Origin of the sequence: Rhodococcus sp. NPDC019647 (assembly GCF_044389235.1) — a bacterium.
Taxonomy (GTDB): Bacteria; Actinomycetota; Actinomycetes; order Mycobacteriales; family Mycobacteriaceae; genus Rhodococcus_F; species Rhodococcus_F oxybenzonivorans.
In genome coordinates this window covers 1-17,459 of record NZ_JBIRXS010000017.1, presented here as the reverse complement: position 1 = coordinate 17,459, position 17,459 = coordinate 1, and the positions used below count along the sequence as shown (strand labels likewise).

Sequence of the window (17,459 nt, the reverse complement as noted above, 5' to 3'; positions counted from 1 at the left end):
GCATGGCACAGCACCCGAACAGGAGAGTAGACATCATGACGTCGCTTCGCGAACGGAACCGAACCCGGACGCGCCGCGACATCGAGGATGCCGCTTTGGAGCTCTTCGAGAAGCAAGGCTACGACGCCACTGGTGTCGACGAGATCACGGAATTGGCGGGGGTGTCACGCGCGACCTTCTTTCGCTACTACGGGTCCAAGGAGGAAGTGCTGTTCACCAACGAGACCGACGCGGTCGCCGAGATGGTGGCACACATCGCCGAACGGGAAGACCCGCGCCAGAACCTCGCCGCCCTGGCATCACCGGTGGCCCGCTTCGGTCGCGGTCTGCTCGACGATGATTCCTCGGAGGGACAGCGCCTGACACGTCTGGTCATGACCACCCGTGAACTCGAGGCACGCAGCATGCGAATGCGACTGCGGTGGGAACGTGGCATTGCCCGCCAGCTCGCGCGGGAACGCGATGAGCAGTCTCCCGCCACCACGGATATTCTTCTCGCCAACCTCGCCGTGGCCTGCCTCGCGGCCGCCCTTTGGGCATGGCAGGCCAGCCCGGAGGACACCACCATCGAACGGATTCTCGGGGATCAGTTCGCTGACGCACTTCGTCTGTGCGGCCCAGAGGGCCGGTGAGCCGGACGCGCGGGGTCCGACCCGCGCCTACACGCGCGGATAGACGGCAGTGAGGGCTATCTGGTCGCTCAAATTCGTACCGGTAGCACGGACACTTGCCCAGAGCGCTTCACGGAAGCGGCGCGTCGACATGCCGAACTGCTCGAAGATCTCCTCGGCGGGAGCCCCACCGTAGGGCAACCACATCCGAGCAAACGCCACTATCTCGTGCGCAGGCCGGCCCGGCAGGACGCCGACACGCGGCACCGCCAGCCTTCGGCCGCCTTCCACTGGGCGAAAATCCCTGCTCGCGTGGCGAAGAACGGAGTCGCTTCCGACCCGCTTAGGATCCATGTACCTACCTCCAAAAGTACGTCCACTGGTCATGATGTTCGGGCAGAACACCCTCACTGATAAGCTTAATTATATACCGGTATACCCATTGCGCGACAATATCTCAGACTGATACTCTGTCTCACAACGGTGGATCTTCCACCACATCAACGGTGGAACTCTTCCACCACATCAACGGTGGAGATCTCCACCAAACCTCGTCCTGCCGAGACGACACACCCGGAGGTGAGCAATGGCGCTGATCCAGAACTCTGTGGGAAAGCTCCCCTACCTACTGACAGACTTCGACCAGCACTCTTACGAGGCACCGGACGCATTCACACGCTTCATGCCGAAGAACAAGCTGCACACGGCGGTACGGCCGATCGAAGCACCCGGGTTCGACCGTAAGGTCCTGCTTGCGAACGACCGCATCGTCACCGCCCTCGAAGCAGACCTCGAACAGGCCTACGTACCGGGATCTCTGGTCGAGATGCTCAAGCAACGGGCTTCAGGTAACGCTACCGACGCCGAGCGGTTCTACGAGCCCATCCAGCCGGAGTACCGCGACCGGGACAAGCGTCTCATCCAGCTCGCCGAGCAGCAGATCGAGAAGACCGTGATGTACCCGGGCGGCTGGGGACTGCTCGCGGAGGCCTACCTCGACGACGCGGAGGTTCTCTACGACAACCTCGAGTCGTTCAACCGTTGGATCGACGAGGACTGGGGCTTTTGCTACAAGGACACAATCCACGCTCCTGCGTTGCTGTCGTTGCGCGACCTTGATCGGGCCTGTGCCGAGCTGGACCGAGTTCTGAACGCGGGCGCGCGGTTCATCATGCTCCCTGCCGGCCCCGCTTACGGCCGATCCCCCGGTGATCCCTACTTCGACCCGTTCTGGGCCCGCGTCAACGAGGCGAAGGTTGTCGTCTCCTACCACATCTCGGAGTTCTACTATCAGGCCAATGTCGCCGCAGACTGGGGCTGGAAGTTGGTTCCGCCCTTCCAGTTCTCCGCATGGCAGTGGCAGAACACTTACGGCGAGCGGCCAATCACCGACACCCTGTCGGCCCTGATCTTCGACAACCTGTTCGGCCGCTTCCCGAATATCAAGGTCCTCGTCAGCGAGTTCGGAGCCGAGTGGGTTCCGCACTTCATCCGGCACATGGACAAGAGTCGTGGCATGGCACGAAACGGCCGCTGGCTCGGAGGCCAGTTGTCCGAGCGGCCGAGCACGATCTTCAAGAACCACATCCGCGTAGTCCCGTATCCGGAGGACGACACGGTCACCATGGCCGACAAGCTCGGCACGGTGGACTGCCTGGTCATGGGCTCGGACTGGCCACACGCCGAGGGTCTGCGCGAACCGGCCGACTTCTTCCAGAAGGCCGAAGGGCTCGGAGAAGAACGACGAAAACTGTTCCTGCGCGACAACGGAATAGGGCTGTTCACCGGCGCCTGACCGTCGGCTGATCGAGCGCGGCGCCGTGGTCCCTCCCGAATCCACGGCGCCGCGCAACACCTATCGAGCAAGAGGTGGTTCCGACCATGATTGGATTAGTCCCGGACGTTGTCCCGCTCCCTGCGGAGACAATTGACCTCCGCAGAGCGGTCAGGGAATTCCTCGCCGCGGATCGCGAGCAATACCGGTGGGAGTCCCGTGTGGACTCCTGGATCTCCTCGTGGGATCCCGGATTCAGCCAACGTCTCGCCCGTCAGGGTTGGGTCGGTATGACAATCCCTACCGACTTCGGGGGTCCGGGACGTACCCACCTGGAACGTTTTGTCGTCACCGAGGAACTCCTTGCCCACGGTGCCCCCGTCGCCGCCCACTGGGTCGCTGACCGGCAGGTCGCCCCGGCACTGGTCCGGCACGGGAACACCGTTCAACGTGAACGCTATCTGACCCGAATCGCCAACGGTACTTGCCACTTCGCGATCGGAATGAGCGAACCTGAGGCCGGTTCCGACCTGGCCGCAGTTCGCACCCGGGGCGTTCGCGCTGACGGCGGATGGCACGTCACCGGGACCAAGGTCTGGACTTCCGGAGCCCACCACAGCGAAGCCTTCTTCGTCCTCGCCCGTACGTCCGAACTCGATCCGACCCACCGCCACGACGGCCTGAGCCAATTCCTCGTCCCCCTCGACTCACCGGGCATCGAGATCAGACCGATCAAATTACTGACCGGACAGCACCACTTCAACGAGGTTGTCCTCGACCGCGTCTTCGTACCCGATGACATGGTCGTGGGCGCCATAGGTTCGGGCTGGGGCCAGGTCGGGTCGGAACTCGGTTTCGAACGGAGTGGGCCGGAGCGGTTCCTCTCACCGCAACCGCTACTCGACAGTGTCGCGACCCGACTGGACCCCGAGAACAGCGGTGCGATGACGACCCTCGGCGGCCTTGTCGCCGACCTGATGACGTTGCGCCACCTCTCCGGTTCCGTCGCGCGTGCGCTATCCGGTAACGAGTCGGCCGATCTGAGCGCGGCCGTGGTCAAGGAGATCGGCACGTCCTACGAGCAACGCCTCGTGAGCGAGTGCGCGGAGCTGATTCCCGAGGTCCGTCCTGATCTGGAGTCGGACGACGAGATCTCCCGGCTCCTTGCCGAAGCTCTGCTGCACTCCCCCGGTTTTACACTTCGCGGTGGCACCAGCGAGATTCTCCGCGGGGTCATCGCCCGAGGATTGGGACTTCGATGACATCGACCTTGCACGTACCGACCGCGGACGAAATCAACGCGTTGCGCGAACTGGCCGACGACATGTTCGCATCGATCGTCGAGCCCCACCTCCACAGTCCGACTGTGTCCCTCCCATTTTCTGTCGACGCATGGAACCTCCTCGGCGAGGCCGGTCTGACACTGTTGACCACACCGGAGTCTTCGGGCGGTAGCGGCGCCGGGCTCATGGAAGCATCCGTCCTGCTCGATCGCGCCGGATTCCATGCACTTCCCGCCCCCCTGGCCGAAACCGATCTGCTGGGCGCCTGGCTACTCACCGAGCTCGGCGAAACCCCATCGGGATCTCCGAGCACCGCCGTCTGCGTCGATCTGGCACGTTCGCATATCTCCGCCGACGACATCCGCTTGCCTGCAGTTCCGTGGGCAGCGGTGGCCGCGGACATCCTGATCGTCGGGAAGGACTTCATCGGGTACCTTCCGCTGGATCGTGCGACGATCACGCCCGTCGGCGACCTAGCCGGCGAGAACTGCGCCGTCGTCCGCTTCGCCGGCCGCGATCTGGATGTCACCTCGGTGTCGTCCGACCTTCGCATGCAGCTGCGGACACGGGGAGCATGGGCTCGATCGATCCAAATCTGCGGTGCGCTGGAGCGCTCCCTCGATCTCGCGATCACTCATGTCTCGGAACGGCACCAGTTCGGTCGGCCGATCGGCAGATTCCAGGCGGTGCAGGATCTGATCGCTCGCTCCGTCGGCCTGTTGACGACCGCGAAGGCCGCGACCGCACACGCCGTCACCGTCGCCGCTGAGGACGGGTTCGTGTCCGATACGAGCTCGATTGCCACAGCCGTGGCAAAGATTCAGGCCGGGCGAGCCGCGGTGGGAGTCGGCCGCAACGTGCACCAAGCGTTCGGTGCCATCGGATTCACCCTCGACCACCAGCTGCGGCACTTCACCACTCGTGCCCTGTCCTGGAACCGTGATTTCGGGACACCGACCGAGTGGTCGACCGACCTCGGACGTCGCGCCATGTGCTCAGACGGATCGGTGTGGGATTTCGCGGTTTCCCACTGACTCCCTGCAGGACGTTCCACAACAGTTAACAGAAACTCAATTCAGCTGATTGCCGAGACCGCACAGCGGTCACCGTTCCAGTTCCAGACGGAGGGATAACCGATGCGACGTAAAATTTTCGAACCCGAACACGACGAGTTCCGGGCAACCGCACGAGCGTTCTTCGAGACCCACTGCGCACCGCACTCCGTGGAATGGGAGGAACGTGGCTACGCCGATCGCGACGCCTGGCTCGAGGCCGGAAAGCTCGGCCTCATCGGGTGGGACATGCCGGAGAAGTTCGGGGGTTCCGACCTCGACGATTTTCGCTTCAACGCGATCCTCAACGAGGAGTACCACGCGACAGGCTCTGTCGGAATCGGCCTTGGTGTCCAGAACGACATTCTCGCCGGATATTTCCGCGATTTGACAACGGATGAGCAGAAGCAGCGCTGGCTGCCCAAGTACATGTCCGGTGAGTACATCACGGCGATCGCGATGTCGGAACCGGGCGCCGGATCGGATCTGGCGAACGTCAAGACGTCCGCCCGACGCGAAGGTGACCATTTCGTCGTCAACGGCGCGAAGACGTTCATCTCGAACGGAATGCTGGCCGACCTCGTCGTCGTCGTCTGCCGCACCGATCCCAATGCCGAAAAGCCCCACAAGGGCATCAGTCTGATCGTCCTGGAAACCGGAATGGAGGGCTTCACCCGCGGCCGCAATCTCGACAAGATCGGCCAGAAGGCCGCGGACACCGCCGAACTATTCTTCGACAATGTGCGAGTTCCGGTGGAGAACCTCCTTGGCGAAGAGAACCGGGGCTTCTACCACCTGATGCGTAACCTGCCGGCCGAACGACTGGCGATCGGAATCCACGCCGTCGCGCAGGCCCGCCGTGCCGTCGCTCTCACCAGCGAATACGCATTCGAACGCAAGGCCTTCGGCCAAGAGATCGGCAAGTTCCAGATCAATCGTCACGCGCTCGCACAGATGAAGATCGAGATCGATGTTATGCAGATCTATGTCGACGAGTGCATCATGCGAGTGAACTCGGGCGAGTTGACGGCCGAGGAGGCCGCCGGCGCGAAGTGGTGGACGACCGAAACCCAGTGGAAAATCGTCGACCGCTGCCTCCAATTGCATGGTGGCTACGGCTACATGAACGAGTACGAAATCGCCAGGTTGTGGCGCGACGCGCGTGTCCAGAGGATCTACGGTGGCACGAACGAGATCATGCTCGATCTGGTCGGCCGCAAACTGGGCTATTGACGCCTCGGCAATCCCAGGCCGCGATCCGACGCCAACAACCCGTAACCGCCGCCGTGGAACAACACGCCCCGAGGAGCACTCATGTCCGTGAAGCACCGTGATCTGCTGGAGCTGATCGATCTCGAACAGATCGCGCCGACGGTCTTCGAAGGCCAACCGACACGTTACCGGCTTCCCCGAGTGTTCGGTGGCCAGGTGGCCGGTATGGCGATGGAGGCCGCCTCACAGACTCTGCCCGAACCCTGGCCGGCACACTCCGTCCAGTGCCAGTTCCTGCGTCCTGGTAGCGCTGACCGGCCGATCCGATTCGCCGTCGAACGCGTACGAGACGGCGGTTCATTCGCGAGCCGGAATGTCGACGCGTACCAGGGCGATGTTCGACTGTTCTCGGCACGCATGTCCTATCATCGCGAGGAAGTGGACGGATTCGACCACCAGCTTCCTGTCCCGAGCACCACGCCGCCGGACGACCTGCACAGCGCAGCCGACCTGGCCCATGATCGCCCCGACGAGTGGCCCCAGTTCTACCGCGAGTGGGAGCAACTCGATATCCGGATCGTGCCCACGGGACCAGCGAGCGCCCCGGCGAGCACTACCGGTCTCACTGCACACTCTCAGGTCTGGATGCGTGCGGTCGAGCCACTCCCCACCTCCAGACAGAACACACACAATGCCCTACTGGCCTGCATCGCAGACTTGACATTCCTCTCTACATCACTCCTCCCTCACGGCCTTCCTCCCACCCATCCAGGCGTGATGATCGCCTCCCTGGATCACTGCGTGTGGTTTCACCGGCCATTCAGGGTCGACGAATGGCTCCTCTACGACCAGGTGTCGCCCACAGCCTACGGCGGGCTGGGGTTGTGCCGGGGCGCGTTCTACACCGCGGACGGTGTCCACGTGGCCTCGGTACTTCAGGAGGGCCTCATTCGCCCTGTGTCGTGAGACTCAGTGGGGCGGAAGGCGACGATGTCGAGCACCGGCACAATGAAGCGGCTCTTCCGAAATGCCTTGTTAAACCGAGATTCTGCTCCTCCCAAGAGCCTTTGCGCCCCGTCCGGTCAGTCAGTTTCCGATGCCCACGAAAACCCCGACGCGAAACCTCACGGCAGACCATGTTCTCGAAGTGGCTCGCCTGTGGCTGATAGGCGTGCCGAGGTTGCATTGGTGACCAGCTCGTTCAGGGCGCGCGGATCGCCGACAGGGTGAGGTGCGCGGCCGTCGGTGCGCGATCGGATATGGCCAGCGCGTCGCGGTCGTGCAGGCGTCGATACCTCGGCGCAGCTGGCTAATACACGCGCAGCGCCGAGCGCAATGCATTGGTACCGAGTCCGCCCAGATCAAATCCTGGTGCCGCGGGCAAGGACCCTGATCGCGTCGGCGGACGGGCTGTCGCCGGCGTGCGACCGGTGGTTGTGTTGGTTCGTGTCCACCAGATGGCGAGCAGGCTGGCGTCACCGGCGTCGAACCTTGCGCCCGAGCCGTGGTGACAGTGTCGGTAGCGTGCGGCCGTGAGGGGCATTAGTTTTAGCAGGTGACGGCCCGTGCCAGACGTTCTACGGTCAGTTCCCGTTTCTCAACGCAACAGCGTGTGGGCGCCTTTCCGGGCTTGCAGGATCCCCGCGAACGCCCGCCGGGATGGAGACCGGCCGACAAAGTCTCCCGGCGATATCGAAACCGAACCCGACCCGCTGATGCTCGGTCCACCAAGCCACGAAATGTTGCGATCGGGTGGGTGGCGGTGACGACCAGGGTGTGGAGATGTCACCGAATACGAGTGCGGCGCCTGAAGTGGATCGAGGACAAGTGCATGGTGCGGTCCGCGACAGTCGTGTTCGATTTATCAACGGAGTTCCGGCGAGACGGACTAGACTAGGTCGGGGGATGCGGGAGCCACGGGGTTGCGTCCATGACGATGGTGTCCTTCTCTGCTGTTCGACTATTCGACCGGCAAGCCTCACCTACTTGACATGCCTTCGCCTCGAACGGGGTACTTCCCGTAGACCCACCCCGGTTTCGGCCATCGATCGACGGTGAATCTGGACCAGCAACAGTCGGAACGTCCAAGCATCAAGGCTCGCAGTCATGAGATGTGGGGAACAACCGATGCCACGTCGTACTGCCAAAGTGTTCGATGCTCTCTCCGACTGATTCGCCACCCACCTTCAACCAGGACAAGGGCATCGTCGTACCTGAGTCCGCGCACGAAGATCGAACCTGAGGCGGCGAGCAAATGCGCCACCGCAAAGCTGGTGGCTGAGGCGGTTCCTGCGCGGCCGAGGGTAATCGACTGACTCGCCAAACTATGAGACGAGTGAATGAAGCCTCCGTCGAGCCCTTGTCGCACCAGGTCGGTTACCTTGACTGCCCGGCCAAGCAGTGAAATCTCTGCCTCGGCGGTGAAGGCGGAGGCGAACAGTCCAGGATCGCGCTGGTCCACACCAGCCCAGTAACGCATGCAGGCATCGCGAATTCCTTGCTCGTCCAACATGCGCTCCGTGGCAGTTCGGCCCGAGTCGATATCCGACAAATCCATTGGTTGCCATCACTTTCCCTCTACGCACGGAGGGGGCTCGGGCCCCGGAGGAGTCCGGCTACGGCCACGGCACAACCCGGCGATCCTTGATCAACTCTCCATGTGGTGCCGTCGTCCCCGTGGGCAGCAGTGCTACCCACGTAGCGATCGCTGCCGACTCGTCCACGTTGCGAGCGGATCTAGTGTCGAGACCGAACCCGCGAGCGCCAGGGGTGTCGGTGAAGCCTGGATCCACGGCGTTGACCAGAACACCGTTCGCATCGCCCGGGTTGAAGAGACGCGCGAACGCACGGGTTGCTGCAATCTGACCGGCCTTGGAGGGAACGTTGATCCAGTCCTGCCAGCCCTTCTGGGCAGCTACGCCAGTACGAACATCGGCTACATAGTTTGTCATGATGTCATCGATGTCGTCGAGTGTGAGGGCGGCATCGGACAGACGTGCCGCCTGATCTTCGGAAAAGGACCAGTTTTGTCCGAACGCGTCAGCGAAAACCTCAAGACGCGGGTACCCCACTGCCGCTTCACGACGTAGACGACCGAAACTGCTCGCCATCGTGATAAAGCGGCCCCCGGGCCTCAGCAAGTCCCTCGTCTCACGCATCAGGCGAGTGAGCGCCAGATTGTTGGTCCCGATGAATTGGGCAACATCTTGCGCCTGCGGCCTATCGCGACTGAAATGTGCTGTCGCATTGCTGATGAAGATGTTGATGCCGCCGTGCTCTTTTCCGATATCGGACACGAACTGCGCTACGTCGTTTTCATCGCAAACATCAAGACGCGCGAATCTCACACCGTGATGCCCAGCCCGCCGCAGGCGGTGTGCCGCGGCCTCACCGCGTTCTACGTTCCGGCCGGTGACGTAAACTGCTGAATCCGGCCCAAGGGAGGTCGCGAGATGTCTGACCAGAGCGAACCCAAGCCCGTCGGAAGATCCCGTCACCACTGCGACTCGCGTTTCGTGCATTCGGCACCTCTTCTGAACTGTTGGCCTTCCCGAGGTCCCGAAGGACCAATCTCAATCGAACGTATGTCTTACGTTTGCGACACATGGGAATTCACGACTGACCACGTCAATGACAGCACGCATTCCGCTCCGAGCAGGACTTCGATGCCTGAACCGTTCCGGTTTCGGTCAGATTCCTCGCGATTGGGCCTCGTGACGGATGCCTTCGGGGCGCGGATGCGATCAGGGAGTCTTGATCGAGTTCAGTCTTTTCGTATTTTGTTTGACATACTCTCGAGCGGACTGACGCGGTGTGTTCTTGGCGGCGATCGCACCGCGTCAGTCCATGCTGACATCGGAACATATCGGCGAGTGGCCACGTCGGCCGTCCACCATTATGTTGCCGAGAATTTATCCGGAGACCGGCACTCGAGCACCGTTTACCGAACTCGCTGAGTCGGATACCAGGAACTCGATCGTCTCGGCAACCCGCTCGGGTGACACCCATCCATGATGCGAGGCCTCCGGTTGCGATGCACGGTTACCGGGGGTGTCGATCACCGACGGCATGATGACATTGGCCCTGACTCCGGAGTCGCGATACTCCACAGAAAGCGCGTGCACGAACGCCCACACGGCCGCTTTGGCCGTGATATACCCGGCGGCTCCCGCGAACGGAGTGAAGGCAGAGCGCGCCGAGACTCCCACGATCGAGCCACCGCCCGATTCGATCAGCGACGGAAGTGCAGCTTGCGTGAGCAGGTAGAGTGGCCGAAGATTCAGCTGCATCATGCGGTCGAAATCATCGATCGGAGTTTCAGCAACCAAGTCGCCCATGGCAAATCCTCCGACCAGGTTCACGACGGCCTTCAACGGTGCCTTTGAGTTGGGTTGCGCTGCAACGATGACGGACCGGGCCTGCTCTTCGACGAACAGGTCTGCCTTGCACAGAGTAACTAGTTCCGACTGCGGCAACCGTTCGAGTTCCGCCTCGGCGATCCATGGCACAACAACGTGCCATCCGGTGTCGATGAGTTTCCTGACGACAGCGACACCCAGTCCCCCGCTGCCTCCCGACACGATTACCGCGCGCTCCGCCACCGGTCTTCCCTTCCAGTCCGTAGATATTCGCCGTTCAGAAAGCGACCCTGCTCACCGTTTCTGCGACGAGTGCAGGCTTGTCCCGCCCCTCGATCTCCATCGTCTGACCGACGATCATCTGGAGTGATCCATCCTGCAATGCTTCTGCCGACAGCAGCTTCGCACGTAGGCGCAAGCGCGAGCCGACTGTCACAGGGTTGATGAACCGCACCTTGTTCGAACCGTAATTGATGCCCATCTTCGAACCCTTGATCTCGAAGATCTGCCATCCGAGCATCGGTACCAGCGACAGCGTCAGATAGCCGTGTGCGATCGGGCCGCCGAACGGGCTCTCCGCTGTCGCGCGTTCGACGTCGACGTGGATCCACTGGTGGTCACCGGTCGCATCGGCGAATCGGTCGACGCGGTCCTGGGTGATCTGGATCCACTCGCTGGTGCCGAGTTCGTCGCCTACTGCGGCGCAGATGTCATCAATGGAGGTGAATGTGCGCATGTGAACTATCCTTTCGCGGTCGTGTGCGGAACAAGGCCGATCAGTGTTTCCAGTCGTGCTCGATGGTGTGCTGGAGACCCGAAGAGCAACTCCGAGGCCTTCGCTCGCTTGAAGTAGAGGTGGGCGTGATGTTCCCAGGTGAACCCGATGCCGCCGTGCATCTGAATACTCTCGGCGGCGATGTGGTAGAAGGCCTCCGAACAGTAGGTCTTCGCAATGGCCGCTGCCTGAGGAAGGTCGGGAGAGTTCTCCTCGACGGCCGTACTTGCGTAGGTCGCTGCGGATCTCGCCGACTCGAGTTCGACGAGCATGTCCGCGCACCGATGCTTGAGTGCCTGGAAGGAGCCGATCGGGCGCCCGAACTGGTTCCGCACCTTCAGGTACTCGACAGTTCGTTCCAATACCTCCGTGGCTGCACCTACCTGCTCGCACGCCAACGCGACCGAGGCGACGTCGGCAACCCGCTCCAGGATCTCTCCCGCGGCACCAGCGCGCCCTAACGGACGCGCGGGCGCCTCGCAGAGGTCCACCCGTGCGAAGCTCCTCGTCTGGTCCATCACCGTCAGTGGAGTGATGTCGACCTCCGTCTGTGGAAGATCGACGACAAAGAGTGAATGCCCGGATTCGGTATCGGCCGCTACGATCACGAAGTCCGCACACATCGCATCGAGTACGTACGCCTTCGCGCCGGTCACGCGCCACCCGTCGTCGCTGTGCCGAGCGGTGGTCTGTCCGTTCGGGGCGATCACCAAGTCGTCATCGCCGGCGGCCAGGGTGCCCAGTCGCGCACCCTCAGCCAACCCGGGCAGCAGCTCGGCGCACAGCACGTCATCCTCCGACAGCAGGAGTGTGTACGTCGCCAGCACGCTCGACGAGAGCAGCGGCGCGGCCAGTAGGGACCGCCCGCTCTCCTCCAGCACGATACCCAATTCGCCGAATCCAAATCCGGCGCCACCGAACTTCTCGGGTATCACCAGTGCCGGAGCACCAATCTGTTCGGACAGAGCCGACCATGCAACCGGGTCGAAAGACTCCGTCGTGTCCATCAGTTCTCGCACCTGCACCTCGGACGAGTGCTTGGTCGTGAACGCCTGCATGACTTCGCGCAGTGCCTGTTGTTCTGCGGTCACCGTGAATCCCATGAATACCCTTTCGGCTCTCGTCGACGTGTGCTCACGTGCGTATGCACCGCGTGTCGGCGACTCCGTCTGGGAACCGTTCGCGTGTGCGGCGAGGGCACCCCGAGGGACGTGTCACCCGTGACTCTTCGAAACTTAATCGGCACTTCGAATCCCACCAGCGTCTCGTGGGGTGCCGACACGACTTGATCTCTGTGCAAGCCAGCGACGTCCCGGTTGCGCCAGAGCGGAACCGGCGATGCCCTCATCGGACCAGGATGCTGACCGCGCCGGTTCCTGGCGAACCGTACAGGTGGGTGTACCCCACCGAGGGAACCTTCTCGATCTGACGGGCGCCGGCCTGGCCACGCATTTGCAAGACGACTTCGCGGATCTGACGGAGGCCCGAGGCACCAATCGGTTCACCGTTCGCGATCAGCCCGCCATCGGTGTTGACCGGCAGTACGCCGGTGATCTCGGTGTGCCCCTCAGCGATGAGCTTCTCCTGGTCGCCGTCGGCGCAGAATCCGTTCTCCGCCAAGTGCATGATCTCGGAGCCGGCGTCCGTGTCTTGCAGTTGCGCGACCCCGACATCACTCGGTTCCACTCCGGCGATCTCGAAGGCTGCACGCGAGGCATCGACAGTGGGGCTCGGCGCTCCGGTCAGCGGAAGCGAGGTGCTCTGCATCTCGAACGCTCCCTCTCGCCGACTCCTGAGAACCGACGCACTCAGGGTAATCGGTGTCGAGGCGTACTTGCGCGCCAGATCGGATCTGCACAGCACGATCGCGGCTGCACCCTCGTCCGGGGCGCAGTACATATACTGTGTGAGTGGGTAATTCAGGTACCGCGCCGCCAGGATCTCCTCTTCGGACATCGGTTTCCGGCGCCATGCCATTTCGTTGTGTTCACCGTTACGCATGTTCTTGGCGGCGACCCGAGCGAGGGTCCGCGGAGAGATGCCGTAATCGCTCATGTAACGATTGATCTTCATCCCGAAAAAGTGCGTGGTGAGGAAGAGCCCGGTCTGCGCATACCAGTCCGGCAGTCCGAGCACGGAGGGATCCGCGGAGAAGGCACCCTTCGGATGCTTGTCGAATCCGACGGCGACCGCGATATCGGCCTCACCGTGTTCGATTGCTTTGGCTGCCATCGAGAGTGAGGTGTTGGCCGTCGCGCAGCCGTTGAACACGCCGTAGACGGGGATCCCAGTGAGTCCCATCTTCCCGACGATCGAGTCTGGATTGGAAACCTCCAGACTGCCCGCAAATCCCATCTGCACGTCAGACCAGGAGATCCCGGCATCACGGAGCGCCGAATGCAGGGCCTCCGCGCCCATGTCGAGAGCGGACTTACCCGGGAACCGCCCGAAGGGGTGCATTCCCACCCCGATGATCGATACCGCCGCCATCACTGTTCTCCTTCTGCGCTGTCCGTCACCGGAGCGAAAGCAAAGGTGTCACCGCCAGCAAAGGGCACGACGACAACGCGCATACGGCCGTCAATCGTCAACTCGTCGGGATTGCACGTCGTCAGCCTGCCCTCGACGAGGAGCCCCTCCGGGAACTTCACATAACCCACACCGAACGGTCGAAATTCTCCGTCGGGCAGCGCCGGGGGAGACGGAGGCGGGAACTCCTGGCTTGTCCACGTGTAAAGCAGGCCTTCCGGTGCCAGCTCCACGACTTCCTGATCAGGCTCAGCAGGAAAAACCAGGTGATCCGACGTGGCGGACCTCGAAGCGATCAAATACACACGGTCACCGTCGACCCGGAACAAGTCGGCCGGCGCTACGAACGTCGTCATGTCTAAACAGTATCATCAGCTAAACTATTAATCTATACGCTGTTGGCCTTCCAACCACTTGTAATGCGACTCGAAGTGGGTGGCTGGACGTTTGATCATGATGGCGTCGGCCTCCGCCACGATCGTCTCTGAACTCCCGAGCTCCAGGGTCGCCTTGATGAACACCCTTCTGCCCTCGCGTTCGGTGATCCACGCCCGACCAATCAGCTGCCAACCAAGTGGCACCGGACGAACGAACCTGACGGTCAGCGTCCCCGTGACTGCAAATTCTGCGTTCATCGTCAGCGTGTGCCCAGCCAGTTCGTCCATGACCGCAGCCGTCCACCCGCCATGTGCGACCTTCGGACCTCCTTCTTCGGTCGGGGGACACACCACACGGCTGATCACGGCACCGGTCTCGTCGAGTTGTTCGCTCTCGATCCCGAGCCTGCAGCGATTCAACCGACGGCACCCGTGGCACAGGCTCATTCCGCCAGGCGAAGTTGGCGCATAGAACGGTGAGGATGGATCGCTCTGGTCCACCGATGCTGGCGGCTGTTCGACATGGTTCCGGCCGGTCGTGGACACAAGGCCCCTTTCGACGCTGAGACGCCGCACCGATTCAAGTGCAGCGTGGAGATACGGAGAGTAGGCCTTAAACCGAGGGAGCCTCTTAGAGACCGGAAGCAATCGGATAACCTCGGGGCTACAACTGGCCAGTGAAGCAACAAGCAGCTGGATGTGCTCGAGTGCGCTGACCAGCACCGATGCGAGGGCGGCGCAGGAGCGAAGGCGCACCTGCCGGCGAGTGCGGCGACAACCGAGGCACCTGCCCCGGACGCACGGGATGTCGTGCGTCCGGCTGCTGTGGTCTATCCGGTCCCCGACTCGGTCGCTCATCACCGCACCTTGACGGACTCGGAATGCGACATCCGTCCTGCCCGCATGTGTGCACTGAGATGTCTTCGGGCGGGTTGCGGCGGTCGCCTCACCGCCTGCTATCGGAGGTTCTCGTAAATGGTGGCGTTCGCGGTTCCACCACCCTCACACATCGTCTGGAGTCCGAATCGGCCACCGGTGTGCGCGAGATGGTTGATCAACGTTGCGGCCAGGCGAGCGCCTGATCCCCCGAGCGGATGCCCGAGTGCGATAGCGCCTCCAAGTGGGTTCAGCGCGCTGTCCGGCACCCCAGTCTCTGCCTGCCACGCCAGCGGAACCGACGCGAAAGCTTCGTTGACTTCGAAAGCATCGATATCCTCGATGGACAGCCCCGCACGCTTCAACACAAGTCGTGTCGCGGGGATCGGACCGGTCAGCATCTTGACCGGATCGTCACCCGTGACGACGGCAGTGTGGATCCGTGCCAAAGGCCGGATCCCCAGTTGCCTAGCCTTTTCCGAAGTGGTGATTAGCAGTGCCGCCGAACCGTCGGAGATCTGCGACGCGTTACCGGCGGTGATCACTCCCCCGTCCAAAAATGGAGTCTTGAGGGTCGCGAGTTTCTCGACCGTCGACCCGCGTCGAATACCCTCGTCAGCGCTGACAATATTGTCTTGCACCCTAACAGGCACGATCTCGTCGTCGAAGCATCCACTGTCCTGCGCCTGTGCGGCCCGCTCGTGTGAACGCACGGAGTACTCGTCGAGCTGTGAGCGGGACAACCCCCACTCGCGAGCGATCAGCTCGGCTCCGGCACCCTGGTTGAACCGTCCGCCGAATCCGGGAGCCGAAAGGGCGTCGGCGTATCGATGCACCGCCGGCCCACCCATTTCACCTGTTCCCTCCACAGTGGCGGCGCCCATCGGAACACTCGACATCATCTCGACTCCACCCGCGACGACGACGTCGGCATGACCGGCAATCACTGTTGCCGCGGCGGTGGAGATGGCCTGCTGGGAGGAGCCGCATTGACGATCGACTGTGAACCCGGGGACGCTCTCGGGCCAGCCTGCGGCCAGCACACCCATTCGTGCGACGTTCCCGGACTGCTGGCCCACACTGATTACATTGCCCCAGTGCACGTCTTCGATGATGGAGGGGTCGATTCCCGCCCGTTCGACGAGCGCATTTAATACCTGTGCCGTCGTGTCAACCGCATGAAGGGCCGACAATCCTCCCCCACGCTTTCCAATCGGCGTCCGCGCCAGCGCAACTACAACTGCATCCCTCATATTTTTCCCGTCCTCAGCCGGCCGATCAACGCCCGGGTTTTAGCTTAATCAGTTCACTATATAGCGAAAGAAGTGTGCGTCAACCAGGTCGGTCCCCCAGACTGTGCGGGCCGTGTCAGGAGCGGTGCCGGTGGGCCACCCGCGGCTCGTCATGCAGACTGTGCGGACTGTATCGAGAAACGCCGAACCCAATTTGTGACAGCGCTGAGGCAGCACCAACGCAAGTTGAACGGTCTGCCCTGCGCTGGAGTCCTCGGCGGCGGGGGCGCGAACCTCACATTAGTGGATTCGTCAATCTCGACGCGTTCGATCTCGGCATTCCCGGACGGCACAACGGCCGTTCGGAGTTGCGAGGATGCGCACTTCAGATCACCGCTGTAAAGGGCAAGCATTCCGTCGAGGAGACGAACGCGCATACCATCGGTTCACTGGTCTGCACCGTAGAACGCTTTGGTCCATTCGGCAGTGCGTGGACCACTTTCGTGGGCAAGCAATTCGTTGAGCCAGCGCCGCCCCTCAACGAAAAAGATCCTGGAATCCCAGAACAAGAACAGCGCGTTGGAGTGCACAGCCCCGGCGGGCCGGATCGTCGTCAACGCTGAAGTCGAGAGCTCCCCGCAGGTCCGGTTGTTCCCGCCGCAGGCGGGCGATCCAGTCGAGATGGTGCCGCTGATCCACTCCGCCTCCGATGCAAGCGCGAACGCCTCGTACCAGTCCCGTCTCCGGCGGCGCAAGCGAGAGCCTCGCCGAGTTGTTCGAGTTTCTCGTAACCAAATTCGCGGAGAGACTCGAGCATCCGGAACCGAACCACCATCCCGTGCTCCTCCGGGATCACGATCGACTTTTTCACCACGGACGACAGAGTGTCCAGCAGCTCGTCCGCGGCCAGGTCCGCACCGCACCTGCTGGGCGGCAGCCGCTGCAGGATCTGCTCGGGCGACATCGCCCGCAACCGAGCGGCGGCAAGCTCAACCGGCACCGAAAGCCCGTCGGTCCTGCGGCAGATCGCCTCCACTGCTGCAGCGTTCGACTCCCGTGAGCGTGAATCCCGGAACGGCGGCAACCGCACGATCGGCAAACAACGTCACGGCATCGTCTTGGGCAACGTTCGCAACGAGAGGGTTCGCGCGGGATCCGGGACGGCCAGGGGGACCCGCAGCTAAACTTTCCCCGAAGGCCAAGTTCGCGGCGGGGTGGCGGGTTCTTCTCCGTGAACGGGTATGCAACAGCGTCTCCGCAGGCTCCGCAATGCCGTCGATCATGTGTGGCTGTCCTGACCCTTTGATGGGCGATTAATGATGTGGCAGAGCTGGGCAGGCCCCTCCTCGGGTCAGTGTCGCCATCGCAATCAGGGCCTCT

At 62.4% G+C, this 17,459-nt stretch carries 17 protein-coding genes and 1 pseudogene; 7 read left to right on the top strand and 11 right to left on the bottom strand.

Features of this window, described 5'->3' with window-relative positions; translation table 11 throughout:
* Positions 1-35: 35 nt before the first annotated feature.
* Positions 36-632, top strand: a complete 597-nt coding sequence (locus ACH49N_RS25205; RefSeq protein ID WP_358275387.1) for a TetR family transcriptional regulator — start codon at positions 36-38, stop codon at positions 630-632.
* A gap of 27 nt (positions 633-659) precedes the next feature.
* Here ACH49N_RS25205 and ACH49N_RS25200 read toward each other — a convergent pair whose 3' ends face one another.
* Positions 660-965, bottom strand: coding sequence for a hypothetical protein (locus ACH49N_RS25200; protein ID WP_358275389.1), 306 nt, complete (start codon positions 963-965; stop codon positions 660-662).
* A gap of 232 nt (positions 966-1,197) precedes the next feature.
* Here ACH49N_RS25200 and ACH49N_RS25195 point away from each other — a divergent pair, with 232 nt between their 5' ends.
* From ACH49N_RS25195 to ACH49N_RS25175, 5 genes are all read left to right on the top strand, one after another.
* Positions 1,198-2,406 carry an amidohydrolase family protein gene (locus ACH49N_RS25195; RefSeq protein WP_358275391.1) on the top strand — a complete coding sequence of 403 codons (1,209 nt, stop codon included), beginning with the start codon at positions 1,198-1,200 and terminating at the stop codon, positions 2,404-2,406.
* An 86-nt stretch (positions 2,407-2,492) separates the two neighbouring features.
* On the top strand, positions 2,493-3,647 hold the full coding sequence (locus ACH49N_RS25190) for an acyl-CoA dehydrogenase family protein (RefSeq protein WP_159923471.1): 1,155 nt from the start codon (positions 2,493-2,495) through the stop codon (positions 3,645-3,647).
* Positions 3,644-4,702 (top strand): acyl-CoA dehydrogenase family protein, encoded by a 1,059-nt coding sequence (locus ACH49N_RS25185; protein WP_358275392.1) that lies wholly within the window; start codon positions 3,644-3,646, stop codon positions 4,700-4,702. Before ACH49N_RS25190 ends, ACH49N_RS25185 begins: the two co-directional genes overlap by 4 nt.
* A gap of 102 nt (positions 4,703-4,804) precedes the next feature.
* Entirely contained in the window at positions 4,805-5,953 is a 1,149-nt protein-coding gene (locus ACH49N_RS25180; RefSeq protein ID WP_358275393.1) for an acyl-CoA dehydrogenase family protein, read from the top strand.
* An 81-nt stretch (positions 5,954-6,034) separates the two neighbouring features.
* Positions 6,035-6,898, top strand: coding sequence for an acyl-CoA thioesterase II (locus tag ACH49N_RS25175; protein WP_358275395.1), 864 nt, complete (start codon positions 6,035-6,037; stop codon positions 6,896-6,898).
* 204 nt (positions 6,899-7,102) lie between these two features.
* Here ACH49N_RS25175 and ACH49N_RS25170 read toward each other — a convergent pair.
* From ACH49N_RS25170 to ACH49N_RS25125, 10 genes and pseudogenes are all read right to left on the bottom strand, one after another.
* Positions 7,103-7,472 (bottom strand): annotated as a pseudogene (locus tag ACH49N_RS25170) (IS110 family transposase); the annotation flags it as partial.
* 564 nt (positions 7,473-8,036) lie between these two features.
* The gene (locus ACH49N_RS25165) at positions 8,037-8,489 is read right to left on the bottom strand and encodes a nuclear transport factor 2 family protein (protein WP_358275396.1); all 453 of its coding nucleotides are present in this window, start codon (positions 8,487-8,489) and stop codon (positions 8,037-8,039) included.
* Positions 8,490-8,547: 58 nt separating this feature from the next.
* Positions 8,548-9,453, bottom strand: a complete 906-nt coding sequence (locus ACH49N_RS25160; protein ID WP_358275398.1) for an SDR family NAD(P)-dependent oxidoreductase — start codon at positions 9,451-9,453, stop codon at positions 8,548-8,550.
* A gap of 390 nt (positions 9,454-9,843) precedes the next feature.
* Positions 9,844-10,533, bottom strand: coding sequence for an SDR family NAD(P)-dependent oxidoreductase (locus ACH49N_RS25155; RefSeq protein ID WP_358275400.1), 690 nt, complete (start codon positions 10,531-10,533; stop codon positions 9,844-9,846).
* 34 nt (positions 10,534-10,567) lie between these two features.
* The gene (locus tag ACH49N_RS25150) at positions 10,568-11,026 is read right to left on the bottom strand and encodes a MaoC family dehydratase (RefSeq protein WP_358275402.1); all 459 of its coding nucleotides are present in this window, start codon (positions 11,024-11,026) and stop codon (positions 10,568-10,570) included.
* 5 nt (positions 11,027-11,031) lie between these two features.
* Positions 11,032-12,156 (bottom strand): acyl-CoA dehydrogenase family protein, encoded by a 1,125-nt coding sequence (locus ACH49N_RS25145; RefSeq protein WP_358275403.1) that lies wholly within the window; start codon positions 12,154-12,156, stop codon positions 11,032-11,034.
* A gap of 253 nt (positions 12,157-12,409) precedes the next feature.
* Entirely contained in the window at positions 12,410-13,555 is a 1,146-nt protein-coding gene (locus tag ACH49N_RS25140) for a thiolase family protein (RefSeq protein WP_358275404.1), read from the bottom strand.
* Positions 13,555-13,950 (bottom strand): Zn-ribbon domain-containing OB-fold protein, encoded by a 396-nt coding sequence (locus ACH49N_RS25135; protein WP_159923457.1) that lies wholly within the window; start codon positions 13,948-13,950, stop codon positions 13,555-13,557. Before ACH49N_RS25135 ends, ACH49N_RS25140 begins: the two co-directional genes overlap by 1 nt.
* 27 nt (positions 13,951-13,977) lie before the next feature.
* Entirely contained in the window at positions 13,978-14,418 is a 441-nt protein-coding gene (locus tag ACH49N_RS25130; protein WP_397504787.1) for a PaaI family thioesterase, read from the bottom strand.
* A 509-nt stretch (positions 14,419-14,927) separates the two neighbouring features.
* Positions 14,928-16,100, bottom strand: a complete 1,173-nt coding sequence (locus ACH49N_RS25125; RefSeq protein WP_358275408.1) for a thiolase family protein — start codon at positions 16,098-16,100, stop codon at positions 14,928-14,930.
* Between the two features lie 863 nt (positions 16,101-16,963).
* Here ACH49N_RS25125 and ACH49N_RS25120 point away from each other — a divergent pair.
* The gene (locus ACH49N_RS25120; protein ID WP_397504785.1) at positions 16,964-17,263 is read left to right on the top strand and encodes a hypothetical protein; all 300 of its coding nucleotides are present in this window, start codon (positions 16,964-16,966) and stop codon (positions 17,261-17,263) included.
* Positions 17,264-17,459 lie beyond the last annotated feature (196 nt).